At 44.3% G+C, this 17,260-nt stretch carries 14 protein-coding genes; 5 read left to right on the top strand and 9 right to left on the bottom strand.

What is annotated here, in order from left to right:
* Positions 1-145 precede the first annotated feature (145 nt).
* Positions 146-502, top strand: a complete 357-nt coding sequence (locus L1D44_RS12860; RefSeq protein WP_239891190.1) for a hypothetical protein — start codon at positions 146-148, stop codon at positions 500-502.
* Positions 503-519: 17 nt separating this feature from the next.
* Here L1D44_RS12860 and glpK read toward each other — a convergent pair whose 3' ends face one another.
* The 4 genes from glpK to L1D44_RS12840 form a co-directional block, all read right to left on the bottom strand.
* Entirely contained in the window at positions 520-2,001 is a 1,482-nt protein-coding gene (glpK, locus tag L1D44_RS12855) for a glycerol kinase GlpK (protein WP_239891188.1), read from the bottom strand.
* A 12-nt stretch (positions 2,002-2,013) separates the two neighbouring features.
* On the bottom strand, positions 2,014-2,547 hold the full coding sequence (locus L1D44_RS12850; RefSeq protein WP_239891186.1) for a nuclear transport factor 2 family protein: 534 nt from the start codon (positions 2,545-2,547) through the stop codon (positions 2,014-2,016).
* A gap of 211 nt (positions 2,548-2,758) precedes the next feature.
* Positions 2,759-3,598 (bottom strand): IS3 family transposase, encoded by an 840-nt coding sequence (locus L1D44_RS12845; protein ID WP_239891184.1) that lies wholly within the window; start codon positions 3,596-3,598, stop codon positions 2,759-2,761.
* Entirely contained in the window at positions 3,598-4,083 is a 486-nt protein-coding gene (locus tag L1D44_RS12840) for a transposase (RefSeq protein WP_239891182.1), read from the bottom strand. The genes L1D44_RS12845 and L1D44_RS12840 overlap by 1 nt, the downstream gene beginning before the upstream one ends.
* Positions 4,084-4,556: 473 nt before the next feature.
* Between L1D44_RS12840 and L1D44_RS12835 the strand changes: the two genes are divergently transcribed.
* Complete coding sequence (locus L1D44_RS12835; protein WP_239891180.1) at positions 4,557-4,889, top strand: hypothetical protein; 333 nt, start codon at positions 4,557-4,559, stop codon at positions 4,887-4,889.
* A 204-nt stretch (positions 4,890-5,093) separates the two neighbouring features.
* On the opposite strand, the gene ylqF is transcribed toward L1D44_RS12835, so the two are convergent.
* A complete protein-coding gene (ylqF, locus tag L1D44_RS12830) occupies positions 5,094-6,032 on the bottom strand; it encodes a ribosome biogenesis GTPase YlqF (protein WP_220767566.1) in 939 nt (312 codons plus the stop codon).
* A 117-nt stretch (positions 6,033-6,149) separates the two neighbouring features.
* Entirely contained in the window at positions 6,150-6,989 is an 840-nt protein-coding gene (locus L1D44_RS12825; RefSeq protein WP_239891178.1) for a 2OG-Fe(II) oxygenase family protein, read from the bottom strand.
* A 418-nt stretch (positions 6,990-7,407) separates the two neighbouring features.
* Here L1D44_RS12825 and L1D44_RS12820 point away from each other — a divergent pair, with 418 nt between their 5' ends.
* Positions 7,408-8,313, top strand: a complete 906-nt coding sequence (locus tag L1D44_RS12820) for a bifunctional methionine sulfoxide reductase B/A protein (RefSeq protein ID WP_239891176.1) — start codon at positions 7,408-7,410, stop codon at positions 8,311-8,313.
* A 101-nt stretch (positions 8,314-8,414) separates the two neighbouring features.
* On the opposite strand, the gene L1D44_RS12815 is transcribed toward L1D44_RS12820, so the two are convergent.
* Positions 8,415-9,974 carry a SulP family inorganic anion transporter gene (locus tag L1D44_RS12815; protein WP_220767563.1) on the bottom strand — a complete coding sequence of 520 codons (1,560 nt, stop codon included), beginning with the start codon at positions 9,972-9,974 and terminating at the stop codon, positions 8,415-8,417.
* A 130-nt stretch (positions 9,975-10,104) separates the two neighbouring features.
* Entirely contained in the window at positions 10,105-13,359 is a 3,255-nt protein-coding gene (rne, locus tag L1D44_RS12810; protein WP_239891173.1) for a ribonuclease E, read from the bottom strand.
* Positions 13,360-13,954: 595 nt separating this feature from the next.
* Between rne and rluC the strand changes: the two genes are divergently transcribed.
* Positions 13,955-14,914, top strand: a complete 960-nt coding sequence (rluC, locus tag L1D44_RS12805) for a 23S rRNA pseudouridine(955/2504/2580) synthase RluC (RefSeq protein ID WP_220767561.1) — start codon at positions 13,955-13,957, stop codon at positions 14,912-14,914.
* Positions 14,911-15,558, top strand: coding sequence for an HAD-IA family hydrolase (locus L1D44_RS12800; RefSeq protein ID WP_239891171.1), 648 nt, complete (start codon positions 14,911-14,913; stop codon positions 15,556-15,558). Before rluC ends, L1D44_RS12800 begins: the two co-directional genes overlap by 4 nt.
* Positions 15,559-15,738: 180 nt before the next feature.
* Here L1D44_RS12800 and L1D44_RS12795 read toward each other — a convergent pair whose 3' ends face one another.
* The gene (locus L1D44_RS12795; RefSeq protein WP_239891169.1) at positions 15,739-17,109 is read right to left on the bottom strand and encodes a GGDEF domain-containing protein; all 1,371 of its coding nucleotides are present in this window, start codon (positions 17,107-17,109) and stop codon (positions 15,739-15,741) included.
* Between the last annotated feature and the right edge of the window lie 151 nt (positions 17,110-17,260).

Here is a 17,260-nt window from a genome sequence, read left to right as displayed (position 1 = left end):
GAAAATATTAAACATAATTAATTAACTAACCAAATTTATTTCCAGTTCTCGCCCCCCACTCCCCCCTCCCGCCACAATAAACGGCTAAACTTTAACCAAAAGCGGTCGATATATAGGTAACTCCATTGAAAACGAGGAGCTGAAAATGATTAGCTTAGATAGTGTTTACGCCATGCTTGCGAGACCTGTCTCCCCTAAGGTTAAGACTAAGAAACAGATTAAAAAAATTGATAATACTGCCCAGATAGCAGCTGACAGCCATGAGCCGCCACAGTCACAACTGCCACCACATTTGGAAAGGCGCACCTCGACTAACGATAGGCGTAAAAATCAGCAAATTGCTTATCAGCTGGATCCAAGCCTTGAGAGAAGGAAAAGCCCAAGGCGAGGTAAGCGCGGCCAAGAAGAGTCAAAGCAAAAGTTAGCGCAAAAACCATCACAGCCGAGTACAAGCAGAGAGGATCCGGAGTCGATTCATACTCGAATCGACATCGATGTCTAGCTGAGACTTTCGCTGCTTTAACGGGTTCTATCCACCGCGCTTTGCCAACCTTGATATAGACTCTCTCGCTTTTGTGCACTTATCTGCGGTGTAAAGTTGCGCTCTATTCCCGCCTTATTTTTTAGCTCATCGGTCGATCTCCAAAATCCTACAGCTAGGCCCGCAAGGAATGCGGCCCCCAGCGCTGTGGTTTCAGTCAATTCGGGGCGCATCACCTCAACGTTAGTAATATCTGCCTGAAATTGCATTAAGAAATCGTTTGCCACCGCACCACCGTCGACCTTGATCTGCTTAAGCTCGACACAGCTATCTTTAGACATGGCGTCTAATAGATCGCGACTCTGATAGGCGATAGCCTCAAGCGCCGCTCGAATAATATGGTTACGATTAGCGCCTCGGGTTAACCCCACTAACGCCCCTCTCGCCTCAGGATCCCAGTAGGGCGCTCCCAATCCGACAAATGCAGGGATCAGATACACGCCATTGGTATCTTCCACCTTTTTGGCAAAGTATTCGGTATCTTGCGCATCACGAATAAGCCCCAGCTCATCTCTGAGCCACTGCACCGTTGCTCCCCCCATAAATACCGAGCCCTCTAGCGCGTAGTTAACTCCACCATCGGCACCAATCGCTATGGTGGTTAATAGCCCATGCTGAGACAGAACAGCTTCTGTTCCGGTATTCATCAACAAGAAGCAGCCGGTACCGTAGGTGTTTTTCGCCATCCCCTCTTCGATACAGAGCTGACCAAATAGCGCCGATTGCTGATCGCCCGCCATTCCCGCTATCGCAATATGGCTGCCTTCTCCCGCGATACGGGTATAACCATAAATTGCAGAAGAGGGCTTTACCTCTGGCAGAAGTGAGCGGGGAATATCGAATGCCTGCAACAGCTTCTCATCCCACTCTTGGGTATGAATATTAAATAACAGAGTGCGTGAGGCATTGGTCGGATCCGTGACATGCACCTTGCCCTCGGTAAGCTTCCAAACGAGCCAAGTATCTATGGTGCCAAACAACAGTTCACCTTTCTCGGCTCGCTCGCGCACACCTTCGACGTTATCTAAAATCCACTTTATTTTTGTGCCAGAGAAATAGGGATCGAGTAACAAGCCCGTGGTTTGTTTAACGTAATCCTCTAGCCCCCTGGCCTTGAGTTCATCACAGATGCCACTGCTACGACGGCACTGCCATACAATCGCATTATAAACAGGCTTGCCTGTCATCTTGTCCCAAACGACCGTTGTTTCACGCTGATTAGTAATGCCGATAGCCGCCACATCTTCGCTGTGAATGTCAGCCCGAGCCAAGGCTTCGATAAGTGTCGAGCTTTGAGACGCCCAGATCTCCATCGCATCATGCTCTACCCAACTAGGTTGGGGATACATTTGACTAAACTCGCGCTGAGAGCTGGCAACCATCTTGGTACCGTGATCGAACACAATCGCTCTAGAACTCGTTGTGCCTTGGTCGAGTGCTATGATGTATTTCTTTGACACTTATACTTTTCCTTATTGGCGGGTTTCTTTTAATAAGCCGATCTCTGGCTGAACAATTTCAGGGCTGGTCACTTCTACCCAAGGCGTCTCATCACAGACATGACTAGGGTAGAACCATACAGCATTAATTTTATCACCTGCTAGCTGATAAATACCGAGGCTACATTGGCTATGTAACTCTCCTTCATGGCTCCAAGTCACCTCTTCCACCGTACTCACGTAGTTAGCCGAAACCAAGATCTGCCTTAAGCTAGCCTTAGCATCTGTGAGGCTAGCAAAGTAGTCTGTCATCGCTGCACCAAGCTCTTGCTGAGTCGAGGTCTCGATATCCATCTTAGTGCCTGATAAGTTAAACCAGTGCACATTAGGCGTTGTATGCTGTAGTAACTGCTCTACGCTATGATTATTAAAGCCTTGAATAAACTGCTTTACTACCTGCACAGACTTAGGCTGAGCATCTGAGCCTAGTGTCTCATTCGCCCCGACCTGTGACGCTAACGTTAAAAATACAGAACCTACGGCGAGCAACCAAATTTTGGGTTTCATGGTGAACCTCTTGTCTATTTTGATATGTTAAAGCTAATAGATTAGTAATAGCACAGCCATGAATGATTAATACAGAAGCGTCATCCTAGGCAAGCAGTATCTCTTTTATCATGAAACCGGATAGCCAATCCAACTCAAGCGTAGCTTCGCCAAAGAGCAGGTACAAAAAAGCCCCGCAAATTGAAGTGACCCCGTTAAGTTGGACTCATTTCTAAGCGGCTACCAAGGCCTGATTTCGATATGCTATCGGACTCAGGCCTTTTAGTTTCAGCTTAATTCGTTTGTGATTGTAATATTCTATATATTCTTTAATGGCATTTACTAACTCGGTCGCGCTTTTGTACTCATAACCGTGATACATTTCCGTTTTCAATATGCCAAAGAAGTTTTCTGCAACGGCATTGTCTAAGCAATTTCCTTTTCGAGACATGCTTTGTGTTAACCTGTTCTCTGCAATGATTTTTCTGGTCAATTGATGTTGGTATTGCCAACCTTGGTCAGAATGAATGAGCGGTCGCTCATGCCATGCTAACTGATTAATCGCCTTATTTAATGTATCAGTGACTAGATTTAATCTCGGTGAATTACCAATCTCATAACTAACGACTTCTTGATTAAACAGATCAATGATTGGTGACAGGTAGACACGCTGGTTAGCTACCTTAAACTCTGTGATATCAGTTACCCATTTTTGATTCGGTTTCACAGCATTAAAGTCTCTGTTAAGCGTATTGTCGATATGCTTACCTGCCGCGCCCCTATAAGACTTATAGCGCTTTGGTCTTACTACTGATTTCAGCGATAATTGTAGCATCAAGCGTTGAACCGTTTTGTGGTTAATAAGTGTGCCTGTGCTGCGCAATGTTGACGTTATGCGTCTATAACCATACCGTCCTTTATGAGCATGGAATATGGTCGTAATTTGCCGTTTTATGGCATCATATTTGTTATGACTATCACTTTTGTTGCAATGGTAATAGTAAACACTTTTAGGCAGCTCACAGGCCTTGAGTAAATGCGATAGTTTAAATTTAGCCTTTAGCTCACTCACTACTTTTGCTTTTTCGTTGTTTGTTTTTCCTGAGCTAAGGCATTCCACTTTTTTAGGACAGCATTCTCCGCTCTGAGGTACTCAAGCTCTTCTCTTAGCTCTTTTTCAGTCATGTCTTTCGAGCTTTTAGCTTTGGCGGATTTGGGCATGTTTGCTCTGAGTGGTTTCAAGTGAGTTAATTTTCCCGAATTATAAGCACAAAACCATTCGGATAACATGCCCGGAGAAGACAAATCGAAAAAGGCACTGGTGTAAGTTAAAGACCATCCTGCGCATTCCATTCGTTGGATTATCTCTAGGCGAGCTTCTTTCGTGTAAGGTTTTTGTTTGTGCAAAAAAGCATGTTCGCCATGAATACGAAAGACTAAACACCAGTATCGAATTTGCCGTGAACTGACGTTAAATTGCTTTGAAAGCAGACGCGAACTTTGGGTGTTGGCTTGCGCTGCAACTTCTAGTTTGAACTCTCTACTGTATGTAGACATTAAAAGACCCCCAGTAATTGGAACGTCCAACTATTGGGGGTCACTTCAANTGGATTATCTCTAGGCGAGCTTCTTTCGTGTAAGGTTTTTGTTTGTGCAAAAAAGCATGTTCGCCATGAATACGAAAGACTAAACACCAGTATCGAATTTGCCGTGAACTGACGTTAAATTGCTTTGAAAGCAGACGCGAACTTTGGGTGTTGGCTTGCGCTGCAACTTCTAGTTTGAACTCTCTACTGTATGTAGACATTAAAAGACCCCCAGTAATTGGAACGTCCAACTATTGGGGGTCACTTCAATTCGCGGGGCTTTTTGTTGTTGGGCATCAAGAGGCTTTATTTTTGGCTGCTTTTAAGGCCATCCAGAAATGAACCAGAAGCTATGCACTCGCTGACCGTAAGGTTTAAATTAGCGTTTCTTTGTATCTTCTGCCGAAATTCCTCGGAATAGCCAGCCAATTTATTTTGGATCTGATGCTGACTTTGTTCGGAATGCCTGCTGAGAGTGATTGGATTTTGCAATTAACGGGAACTGGTGGTGTTAGAGTAGGTGCAACGGCAGGTGTCGGTGGCGGAACAACGGTAACTGATATTGTCAAAATGGGCAACCAAGCATCTTTAACAGGTTCTGTTAATGGTGATATTGGTTTGGTTGCAGTGAGAGGTAAAGCAGATTTAGTTGCTGGTCAAGTATCAACCGAGCATGATGGCGTTAAAAATGTATCTAATGGTGGGAAAGTGGATGGTGCAGTCAGTCTTAAAAAGGGGTTTCAAGTTGGTGTTAGTGCTGGTGCTAGACCTGCTTGAGAATAGTTCTAGCCAACTGCTGCAGCGTATTCAAAGAGGGCTGTTGTAGAGCATTTGTCTTTTAATCGCACCGGGGAAGACAGCAAGCTGGATTTAGCATGTTTACTGCCTGTCACTCGATATAGGCTTATGTTGGTTAAGGCAGATAATAAAAAAGCGCAATTAAGCGCTTTTTTATTAAGGGACTAATACAACTAATACAGTTTAGCTTAAGCGTTTGCCGGAGCGTTTTAAGCGTTCTTGCTCTTTACGAGCTTCTTCTTTTGCTTGCTTCTCTGCAAGTATTCTTGCGACTTCGGCCTTTTCAATTTCAGCCATTGCAGGGGTTTCTAGCGATAGCTGACCAATACGTCCTGCACGGTAATCGTGGAGTAATACTTCTGATGCCTTGTGAAGATCGATTCTTCCACCTGGTCGCAATGCGCCGCGATTACGACCAATAGCTTCTAGCAGCTCAATGTCGGTGTCTGGCATCTGCTTGATCTTGTAACGTTCAGCAATTGCTTCTGGATAGGCTTGAAGGAAGTATTCGGCGGCAAACATGGCCACATCTTCATACTCCATCGCAGTATCTTTAATAGCCCCCGTTACGGCTAAGCGGTAGCTGCTCTTTTCGTTATCGACTTTTGGCCACAAAATACCCGGAGTGTCAGATAGAACAATACCATTTCGAAGATTGATCCGCTGTTGGGTTTTCGTCACTGCAGGCTCGTTACCGGTTTTTGCAATCATGCGGCCTGCAAGCGTGTTGATGATGGTGGATTTACCTACGTTTGGGATCCCCATAATCATGGTTCGAATATCTTTTTCGATTTTATCTCGGCTAGGCACAAACTTGCGGCATAAGTCTGGGATCTTTTTCACTTGTGATGACTGCAATGTGGTAATCGCCATTGCCTTAACGCCTTGCTCTTGCTCAAGGTATTCAATCCACTGCTGTGTGGTTTCTGGATCGGCTAAGTCAGATTTGTTGAGTAATTTGATACAAGGCTTATCGCCGCGAAGCGTCTGCACCATAGGGTTTTCGCTACTGTAAGGGATCCGCGCATCAAGCACTTCTATCACCAAATCGACTTGAGGCATTACCTCTTCGATCTCTTTTCGTGCCTTGTGCATGTGTCCCGGATACCACTGAATTGCCATGTGTGCGCTCTACTATCAAATTACTAAATTATGGGGATTTTACCTTGTTCTGTTTAAGTTTAACAAACAAAAAGCGCCCTAAGGCGCTTATTGGGCACTTATTGAGTGTGAATAAGCCTAAATTACCCCTAATTCTCTGAGGCGTTCCATCAGGTAGCTGTCGGCTGTGTATTTATCTGACAGTTTAACTTCTGGATTTGGATGTAAAAAGAGCGGTAGTGAAAGACGAGACTTGGTTTTGTCCATCCCTTCTGGGTTAATCACGCGGTGGCTTGTTGATGGGTAATAACCACCGGAGGCTTCTTGTAGCATATCGCCAATGTTGATGATTAAATTGCCAAAATCACTGGGTACATCGATCCAGCTTCCATCCTTTAGCTGTACTTGTAACCCAGGCTCATTTGCAGCAGGAAGTACAGTTAATAGATTGATATCTTCATGAGCGGCGGCGCGTATCGCCCCCAGCTCTTCATCGCCAGACATAGGCGGATAGTGCAGTACTCTTAATAGTGTCTTTTGACTGTTTTCAATCATCTTGGGTAGGGCGATTGAAAACTTCTGCTTAACCTCTTCTGGGGAATGGTCTTCAACCCACTGTAGTAGCTCTGCGGCTAGAGTATTGGCGTTATCGTAATACGTTAATATGTTATCTTTCAGTGAGTCCGGAATGCGGCCCCAAGGGTAAATATGGAAATACTCTTTGATATCTTTAACCGTGTGACCTTTGGCGGTTTCTGATATTTCGGCAGGGAAAAAACCATCTTGGGTTTCTGGCTTAAATAGAAAACTGCGCTTCTCTTCCGTGTTAAAGAATGCATGCCATTCTTGATAGATCTTCTCAACCAAATCCTTGTCGATAGGATGGTTAGTTAGTACACCAAACCCTGTTTCTCTGAGTGAAGATACAAATTTCTCAGCTGCATCGTTTGTTTGGTAATCTATTGTTTCTAATATCATTTTGATTCTTCTTATTATTAAACCCAAAACAAGTGTAACGATGACAAACGAGTGACGCAAACCAATGTGATATAGATCACCATCTCGATTGTTTGGCATTAAAAATAGTGTGAGTAATTCTCTTGATAATCTGTGAAAAGTTAGTCAGTTAGCTATCGACAAGGCGGTTATATATTTTTGTAAAATATGTTCGATTTTTTTGGTTGTGTTTGTTGCTAGCAATTAAGCGATATTGAGTGACTATTCTTAGTTAGGAAGATGAGGATTTTTTGCGGTAAGGTTGAACACTAACTTGAAAGCTTTTGCTAATGTACAGGGTCTATTGGTACTGAAGCGCGCTTAAGAGGCCAATGATAGGTATTGGCAATGAGTCTAGCCTAGAGACGTTTATAGCTAACATTTTGGTAGAGAAGCATAGATGCGTAAACTAACAGAATTTGAAAAGTATGTAATTGAGCAAAAAGGGACCGAGCGGCCTTTTAGTGGTGAGTATTATCAGCATGATGCCCAAGGTGTGTATTGCTGCAAAAAGTGCGATGCGCCTTTATATCGTTCTGAAAGCAAGTTTAACGCCCATTGTGGCTGGCCTGCCTTTGATGATGAGATAGAAGGGGCTATAAGGCGCAATATTGATGCGGACGGAATGCGAGTCGAGATTGTATGTGCCCAATGTGATGCTCATTTGGGGCATGTGTTTGAAGGTGAGCAGTTAACAGCTAACAATATTAGGCATTGTGTTAATTCAGTCTCTATGATTTTTAAACCTATCGATGAATTGCTGGACGATTCAAAAAACACTGAGCTTGCGACATTCGGTGGGGGCTGTTTTTGGTGTATTGAGGCGGTATTTTCTGCGATTCAAGGGGTTAGCAAAGTGACTTCTGGTTATGCAGGTGGAGAAGCTGATGATGCGAATTACAAAGCCGTATGCAGTGGTAATACCGCACATGCTGAGGTGGTGCAGATAGCGTTTGATCCACGAGAAGTTAGCTTTGAAAATTTGCTTGAAGTGTTTTGGCAAAGTCACGACCCTACGACATTAAACCGGCAAGGTAATGATGTGGGGCCGCAATATCGTTCGGTGATCTTTATTCATAATGAGCAACAGGCTTTAATCGCCAATAAAATGATAGACGACTTAACAAAAGCTGCGGCGTGGCCGGATCCAATCGTGACCCAAGTGGTTGCCTACGATGGTTTCTTTGCTGCTGAAGATTACCATAACGATTACTTTGAGCGACACGGAGAGCAACCCTATTGCCAAATGGTGGTGAAACCTAAGGTTGATAAAGTGAAAGCTCTGTTTGCTGATAGGTTAAAATAAGCTTCCTTTTTGAGGTAAAGTAATTATTTGAGCCGGTAATAGGAAATAAAAAAGACGGGCACTGCCCGTCTTTTTATGATTTTGTATCTGCTTGAATCGATTTACGAATCTAACTTATCGTCAGCCACTTTATAGTGAGGATCCTCAATCAGGTTGACCTCTACTAAGTCACCAGCTTTATCCAGTAGCTTCTTACAGTCACGACTTAAATGGCGTAAGTGTAATCGTTTGCCTGCTCCTACGTAACGCTCTGCAAGTGTATCGATGGCATCTAATGCTGAGTGATCACATACACGTGAATTTTGGAAATCAACGATAACATCTTGGGGATCTGTCTTAGCATGGAACAGCTCTAGGAACTCTGCAACAGAACCGAAGAATAGCGGGCCGTTTAGCTTATAAACTTTCCAACCGTTTTGATCTTCGCTGATCTCTACGTTGATGTGCTTTGCATGTTCCCATGCGAAAACCAAAGCTGAAACGATAACACCAACGAATACCGCAAATGCTAGATCGGTAAAGACAGTCACAATGGTCACAAGGATGATAACGAATGCATCGTGCTTAGGCACTTTGCGCATTACCTTAAAGCTAGCCCATTCGAATGTACCGAGAACCACCATAAACATCACACCAACGAGAGCCGCTAGTGGGATCATCTCGATAAGTGCTGAACCGAATAGGATGAAAGCAAGCAGAGCAAGTGCGGCAGTGATCCCCGATAGACGTCCGCGTCCGCCAGAGTTAATGTTAATCATCGACTGACCAATCATGGCACAGCCACCCATTGCACCGAAGAAGCCGCTAGTAATGTTACCCACACCTTGACCAATACATTCTTTATTACCACGTCCTCGGGTGCCAGTCATCTCATCGATAACAGTCAGCGTTAGCAGTGACTCAATCAAACCCACAGCCGCAAGGATAAGCGAGTAAGGAAGAATGATATAAAGCGTCTCTAAATTGAACTCAACAGCAGGAATAGAGAAGGTCGGTAGACTACCCGCAATCGTCGCATTTTCGTTACCACTCATCGACTTTAGGAAGTCTAATACGGTACGAGTATCTAGGTTAAAGAAGGTAACCAGTAAGGTCACTGTCAAGATAGCTGCCAGAGACGATGGTATTGCGGTTGTCAGCTTAGGTAAGAACTGAATAATTGCCATTGTAAGAGCAACTAGGCCTAGCATTAGCAGTAGCTGATCTTGCGGTAGCCAGCTGAGTACACCGTTGGCGTCAGGCGCTTTGAATTGACCAAGTTGTGCTAAGAAGATCACAATAGCCAAACCGTTTACAAAACCTATCATGACAGGGTAGGGAACGATTCGAATGAACTTACCTAGCTTAAACACACCTGCCGAGACTTGAATTAAGCCTGCAAGTACCACGGCTGCAAATAGGTATTGAACGCCGTGCTCGGCGACAAGGGCTACCATCACAACGGCCATTGCGCCAGTTGCACCTGAAATCATGCCAGGACGGCCGCCAATTAGTGCGGTGATAAGGCCCATGATGAAAGCGGCATATAAGCCAACCATAGGCTCCACACCAGCAACGAATGCAAATGCAACCGCCTCTGGGACCAAAGCTAAGGCTACGGTGAGTCCTGAAAGTAAATCTGCTCTATGACTAGCGGTTTTGTGACGAATAAGATCGAACATTTAGCCTCTGTTAAAAAACTGTTGAATTAGTAGTGAGTGTCGGCCGCGAATACTAACAAAATTTGGCCTGCTTTAAAATAAAAAAGCCATGCTATAAAGCATGGCTTTTAATGCAAATTGTTAACCGAGTTTATGCACGAGTCATATCTGAGTTAGCGCTATTTGCTGTTCTTGGCTTAGCAGCTTCTCTTGATTCAGAGGCTTCATATTGACGACCCGTTGGGGTAGCGACATTTTCTCTGCTCTCAACGACGGGTTTGGTCGTTTCTGACATCACCATAGAACCAAAACGGCTTACTGGTTTTGTTACAACAGGTTTGCTTTCAGCGGCAGGTGCAACTTCTTTAGGCTCTGCTACTGGAGCGGCTTCAGCGACTTTTTCAACGCTTGGATCAATTGCTGCTGGTTTTGCCATTGGAGCTGAAGCGGTCTTTGAAGATGCTTCTACCTTTTTAGCTTCTGCTGCTGGTTTTGCTTCAACTTCAACTTCTGGCTTAGCTTCAACTTCTGGCTTAGCTTCAACTTCTGGCTTAGCTTCAACTTCTGGCTTAGCTTCAACTTCTGGCTTAGCTTCAACTTCTGGCTTAGCTTCAACTTCTGGTTTAGCTTCAACTWCAGGTTTAGCTTCAACTTCTGGCTTAGCTTCAACTTCTGGCTTAGCTTCAACTTCTGGCTTAGCTTCAACTTCTGGTTTAGCTTCAACTTCTGGCTTAGCTTCAACTTCTGGTTTAGCTTCAACTTCTGGCTTAGCTTCAACTTCTGGTTTAGCTTCAGCTTCTGGCTTAGCTTCAACTACAGGCTTAGCCTCAGCTTTGGCTTCAACTACTGGTTTAGCTTCAGCAGTAACAGTTTCGGCTGGTGCGACAACGACAACATCAGAGGTGCTTTCAACTACCGTTGTTACAGGCTCTACTGCCACAACTGCTGCTTGACCTTCTTCTGTTTGCTGAGCTGCTTCGCCATCACGGCGGCGACGCTGTCCTGCAGCACGTAGGTGGCGCGGGCTACGACGGCTTCTGCGTTGACCTTCACGAGGCTCACGAGCATTTTCTTCTGAAGTCGTTTCTTCAGCTGATTCTACCTTGGCTTCTACATTCGCTTCAGCAGGTGCTTCGACCTTAGCTTCTACCTTAGTTTCAACTTTATCTTCAACTGCAGGCTTTGGCGCTTCAGCAGGCGCTTCAACCACTGTAGCCGCAACAACTTGTTCTGCAGCTTCAACCGCCTCAACTTTAGCCTTAGGCTTACGTGGTTGACGCTTTGGCTTAGCAGGCTTGTCTTCGTTAGTTGCTTTTGTTGGCGCTGGAGCATCAACTTTAGCCACTTCCGCTTTTACCTCTTCAGCTTCGTTACTTACACGAACTTTGCGACGCATGTTACGACGTTGACGACGTTCACGTGCTGCTTCTTGCTTAGGCTGTTCATTTTCGTTGCTGGCCTCTTGGCGAGAGCGATTTTTATCACCGCGAGGTTGGCGCTTGCTAGTCTCTTCCTGAGACTGTGAACGGTCTTCGTTTCTATCATTACGACTGTTCTTACTGCGCTTCTCTTTAGTCTGCTCAGTGTCGTTACGGTTTTCATTGCGGTTACGACGTGGGTCATTACGGCGATTACTATTACGACGGTTATTGTTACGGCCTTGGTTGTTGCGGCTGTCTTTTTCTTGCTTCTTTGGTTCAGCTTTTGGCTCTTCTTTGCTACCAAATAGTGAACTAATTGCAGCAGCGATCTTAGCAAATAAACCAGGTTCTGCTCTCTTAGGGGCTGCTGGCTTGGTTTCGACAGCGGCTTTCTTAGGTGTTGAGAAGCCTTTTAACGCAGGCTGTGGAGCGGCAGCTCTTTCCAGTTTGCGCGGCTCGTATAGCTTGGACTCTTCTTTTTCAAGTAGCTTATAGCTAGATTCACTGATCTCATCATCTTTACGATGACGCACAACACGGTAATCCGGTGTCGTCATATTTGGATCTGGGATCACGTACACTTCAACGTTATGGCGTTTTTCAGTAATACGGATCGCTTTACGCTTCTCGTTTAGTAGGAAAGCTGCAACATCAACAGGAACAACCGCTTCAATTTGCGATGTGTTCTCTTTGATGGCTTCCTCTTCCATTAGACGAAGAATTGATAACGCAAGAGATTCAGTACCACGAATTGTGCCTTGGCCATGACAGCGTGGGCATAGGTGCGCTGCAGATTCTTCAAGTGATGGACGCAAACGCTGACGTGACATTTCCATCAAACCAAAGCGAGAGATACGGCCCAATTGCACGCGTGCTCTGTCGTGGTGAACGGCATCCTGCATGCGCTTTTCAACTTCACGTTGATGACGTACTGGTGTCATATCGATAAAGTCGATAACAACTAAACCACCTAAGTCACGGAGACGTAATTGACGTGCAATTTCATCTGCTGCTTCAAGGTTAGTATTCAGTGCTGTCTCTTCGATATCGCCGCCCTTAGTTGCGCGGGCTGAGTTAATATCGATAGAGGTAAGAGCTTCTGTTGGATCGATTACAATCGAGCCACCAGATGGTAGACGTACTTCGCGTTGGAACGCAGATTCGATTTGAGTTTCGATTTGGTAATGCGTAAATAGCGGCACTTCAGCGTCGTAACGCTTAATACGCTCGACAAAGTCTGGGCGAACAAGAGATACGTGTTCTTTTGCTTGCTCATAGATGCGTGGGTGATCGATCAAGATCTCGCCAACATCACGGCGTAAGTAGTCACGAATGGCGCGAACGATAACGTTACTTTCTTGATGGATTAGGAAAGGCGCTGGTGCACTTTCTGCCGCTTCTTTAATCGCAGCCCAGTGGTGTTGTAGTACTTTAAGATCCCACTTTAACTCTGCTGGGTCTTTACCTACACCTGCGGTGCGAACGATTAGCCCCATGCCTTGTGGCACTTCAAGCTCTGCTAGTGCAGCTTTAAGCTCTGTACGCTCATCACCTTCGATACGACGTGAAATACCGCCTGCACGAGGGTTATTTGGCATAAGAACAAGATAAGAACCCGCAAGACTGATAAAGGTAGTTAGTGCAGCACCTTTGTTGCCACGCTCTTCTTTATCAATTTGAATGATAACTTCCTGACCTTCTTTAACCACTTCCTTGATGCTAGGACGGCCTTGAAAAGAGTAACCTTTAGGGAAGTATTCACGAGCTATTTCTTTAAGAGGTAGGAAGCCGTGACGTTCAGCACCATAATCAACGAAAGCCGCTTCAAGAGACGGCTCTACTCGTGTGATTGTACCTTTGTAAATATTGGCTTTCTTTTGTTCATGACCTGGGCTTTCGATATCCAAATCATAAAGTTGTTGCCCATCAACAAGGGCAACGCGCAACTCTTCAGATTGAGTCGCATTGATTAACATCCGTTTCATGATGACGTAATTCTTCTTTAATATAGGTCATCAAACGATACTTATTTCACTGCATTACGGGCCTAGGATTATTAAACAGGACCTCACGGCCGGCCTCTAGGCAAGGTGCGCATTGCTGTTAGACGCATTCTCTGCGTGTCGCATCCTATTTATGGCTTATTTTTTAATGTTTACAAAAACAAGGAATTCGTTGTTAAACGTCAACCAACCCCATAAATTCTTTAAATACTTTCCAGTAATGCCAATTCGAAACGGTAGCGTCTGACGACGAGTTAAAATTATTCTTCGAAATTGGGCGTATGCAGCAGAGAAACCAGTTGTAAGTTGGGTTTTGATTTCGATTTAGTCGTGAAAGCGTGTGTTTAGCTTTTTAATTGATACAACGACCCGTAAATCAATGATTTACTATCAAAATTAAAACATTTTTAGTCTCATACTGTAACGCTATGCTGCGGTAAGTTGTGGACACTTTATCCACTGTTTATCACCGATAGCGGGGGAAATATAGCAATAATAGATAAAATCAGCAAATGGAAAGGCATAAATCTTTTGAGTTGTGTACAATGCGTGGCAACGAAATACACGATGGCGCAGCATGAATACTCCACCCGTAAAAGCACAAGTTCAAATGGTCACTATTGATGAAGATCACGTTGGACAACGTATTGATAATTTTCTTCTGACAAAACTTAAAGGCGTTCCTAAAAGTATGATCTATCGGATCGTGCGTAAGGGGGAGGTCCGGGTTAATAAAAAGCGTATTAAGCCGGAATATAAGTTGGCCGATGGCGATGTTGTGCGGGTTCCTCCTGTTAGGGTTTCTGAATCTGAAGGCCGTCCGGGTCCTTCAGCTAAATTAACCAAAGTGTCTCAGCTTGAAGATCGCATTTTATATGAAGACAAATTCCTCATTGTACTCAATAAACCTTCTGGTATTGCAGTACATGGTGGTAGCGGAGTGGAGTTTGGCGTTATCGAGGCGATGCGCTCTCTACGTACACAACAGAAGTTTTTGGAATTGGTACACAGACTCGATAAAGAAACATCGGGCGTGTTACTTATTGCCAAGAAACGTAGCGCGTTAAAGCACCTGCATGATCAACTTCGCTATAAGAAGATGCAAAAGGATTATGTCGCGCTGGTAAGAGGCGAGTGGCAGAGTCATGATAAGGTGATTAAAGCGCCTTTACTTAAATTAACCCTTAAATCTGGTGAACGTATTGTTCGCGTTAACAAAGAGGGTAAAGAGTCTGAGACGCGCTTTAAAATTTTGCAGCGCTATAGCGACTCTACATTAGTGCAGGCAAGCCCGGTTACAGGTCGTACTCATCAGATCCGCGTTCACTGTCAACACACAGGCCATCCTATTGCCTGTGATGATAAATACAGTGAGCAGAAGTTTGATGACTCGATGCGCGAGCGAGGCTTAAATCGACTGTTTTTACATGCGGCGCAGCTAAAATTTACTCATCCAGACACGGAAGAGGTGATGCAAGTTAAAGCGCCATTAGACACAATACTCGAATCAACCTTAAAGAAGCTAAAGAAAGTATGAAGCCTTACGAATTAGTCATTTTTGATTGGGATGGAACCTTAATGGACTCCATCAGTAAAATTGTTACCTGTATGCAGCAGATGGCGCAATCGCTATCGATCACAGCGCCTTCAGAATTAGCAATCCGCGACGTGATAGGTTTATCGATGGAGGAGGCGCTTAAGACCCTTTATCCAACGTTGCCGTCAGTCGACTTCGAACCCATGATTAATTCGTATAAAGACCATTATTTAACATTAAATACGACGCCAAGCCCACTGTTTGACGGTAGTGAAGAGTTATTGAGCCAGCTCAGTGCGAGTCATTACCGGTTAGCCGTGGCTACTGGAAAGGGGCGTAATGGCCTAAATAGAGTATTAGCTGAAACAGGTTTGGGCCATCACTTTGAATCAAGTCGTTGCGCGGATGAGTCAAAGAGCAAGCCTAATCCCGATATGATCCATGAATTGTTAGACGAGCTGAAAGTCAATCCCAATCGGGCCTTAATGGTTGGGGACTCATTACATGATCTGAATATGGCGAATAATGCAGGTATCGACGCAGTGGGCGTCAGTTATGGAGCTCATAGTGAATCTAAATTACTCTTAGCTAAGCCCAAAGCCATTATTCACAGACCGATAGAGTTACTTAATATATTAGCCTAGGCTCCTGTCGCTATGCTGCTAATTGAATTAGCTCAGACCTAGCCTGACAGCCCTTAACTCTAGCTTGTTAGTCGAATATAGCCCCGAAAAAAGACTCGGGGCTAAAATTTCACATCTTTTAAGACTATTATCATCAGACGATGAAAATAGTCTGATGATAATTTCCGCTCAAACGGCAAGTTACTCTCGGCCATTAACAATCCTTCGGCTTTGCTTTTGTTTGAACATTTCATTATCGGCGTGATTAATTAATGAAGAGGGCTCGGCTGAAAAGTCATTAACTAGGTGCAGTCCTACACTGACACTGATTTTTATTCGGTGACCATTAATCAATAGTTGGGTACACAGTGCATTGTGTAATTGCTGTCGTAAGCTATTGAGGTGAACTTGGTTGCTTATATGTGTCTGTTGGTACTCAAAAGTCGTCACTAAGATAAATTCATCTCCCCCAATTCGCGAGATAGTATCTTGGTGTAGGGCCGTGCGAGTGAGAATATTTGCCACGGCTACCAGTACTTGATCGCCAACCTGGTGGCCATAGTTGTCGTTAATTGATTTAAAGTTGTCTATATCCAGATAGGCGATGGCGAGTCCCTTGTGACTATTGCGTTCCCCTTCGAGTCGCTTTTCAAGCTGATAAAACAGCGAGCGCCTATTGGCAAGTCCTGTCAAGCTATCATGGTTTGCTAAATATTCGATTTTGCTCTTAGTCTGTTCAAGTTCGGTTATATCATGAGCAGAAACAATTGAACCCTTTATTTCCCCAAAGGGATCATAGTAAGGATTATGGTGGACACTCAAGAAAAGAGGCTTTCTAAGCTGAGGTGGGTGTACCCAAACTTGTGTTTGGATCTGCTCTCCTTGAAACGTGCGGTCGAGTAGAGGTTTTATTTGATTTTTGAATACGTTCAGTCCGTGCAGCTCGGTAACGCTTTTACCGATAATCTGCTCTTGCGTTAGATTAAATAGAGTTTCATAGCCCTTAGATACCACTCGATAAATATAGTGTCTATCGACAAACGACATTAAATGTTCAGATGAAGCGATCATTTTATGTCGTTGTTCCAGCTTTTGATTCACGATATGACGCTGGTATTCAACCCCTATTCGTTGTGCAACCACTCTAAAAAATTCATTTGAGTTACTGTTTTCTTTCTGAGGCTTGCTGTCCAACACGAAGATGTGGCCAAACACCTCCCCACTATCATTTACAATTTTCTCTGCCTGGTAACTATCTGCGCCTAATTTTCTAATCAGCTCAAAACTAGGGAACATCTGCTGCAGACCGCTGCTAAAGATAAGGTGGCATTTGTTATCTTGATATACTCGTTCACAAGGTGAACCTTTTAGCTCAAATTTAAAGCGTGGGAAGTTATTCTCACCATCGAAAAATGCTATGACTTCCCCGTACCCTTTTATATCGGACGGTTGAGCAAAGCCTGCCCAGCGACAACCAGTGAAGAGAGTGAGAGCTTTTAATGCTCGAGAAAAAAACTGTTCATCGGTGCAAGGTGCTGCAAGTAGAGCGAATGCTTGTTCTATGTCCGTCATATCCCTATTCCAGAAACCTATATTGCCAGCTAGTCCATTAACTTATATCGAGCCACGTGAAGTATGGAGTGATTAAGCCGTTAAGCATTGCCTTCTAGAAGGTAAATTAGCCGTAAGTGACGTAACTTCTCGTAATTGAACTGAAAATTTT

It is taken from the genome of Shewanella sp. Isolate13 (assembly GCF_022398325.1).
Lineage (GTDB): Bacteria > Pseudomonadota > Gammaproteobacteria > Enterobacterales > Shewanellaceae > Shewanella.
Note: the sequence above shows the minus strand (reverse complement) of the source record. Positions and strands in the feature narration are given on the sequence as shown.

Coding starts and splice junctions, on each gene's coding strand:
- L1D44_RS12860 (WP_239891190.1), top strand. CDS start 146: ATGATTAGCTTAGATAGTGTTTACGCCATGCTTGCGAGACCTGTCTCC.
- L1D44_RS12850 (WP_239891186.1), bottom strand. CDS start 2,547: ATGAAACCCAAAATTTGGTTGCTCGCCGTAGGTTCTGTATTTTTAACG.
- L1D44_RS12840 (WP_239891182.1), bottom strand. CDS start 4,083: ATGTCTACATACAGTAGAGAGTTCAAACTAGAAGTTGCAGCGCAAGCC.
- L1D44_RS12835 (WP_239891180.1), top strand. CDS start 4,557: ATGCTGACTTTGTTCGGAATGCCTGCTGAGAGTGATTGGATTTTGCAA.
- ylqF (WP_220767566.1), bottom strand. CDS start 6,032: ATGGCAATTCAGTGGTATCCGGGACACATGCACAAGGCACGAAAAGAG.
- L1D44_RS12825 (WP_239891178.1), bottom strand. CDS start 6,989: ATGATATTAGAAACAATAGATTACCAAACAAACGATGCAGCTGAGAAA.
- L1D44_RS12820 (WP_239891176.1), top strand. CDS start 7,408: ATGCGTAAACTAACAGAATTTGAAAAGTATGTAATTGAGCAAAAAGGG.
- L1D44_RS12815 (WP_220767563.1), bottom strand. CDS start 9,974: ATGTTCGATCTTATTCGTCACAAAACCGCTAGTCATAGAGCAGATTTA.
- rluC (WP_220767561.1), top strand. CDS start 13,955: ATGAATACTCCACCCGTAAAAGCACAAGTTCAAATGGTCACTATTGAT.
- L1D44_RS12800 (WP_239891171.1), top strand. CDS start 14,911: ATGAAGCCTTACGAATTAGTCATTTTTGATTGGGATGGAACCTTAATG.
- L1D44_RS12795 (WP_239891169.1), bottom strand. CDS start 17,109: ATGACGGACATAGAACAAGCATTCGCTCTACTTGCAGCACCTTGCACC.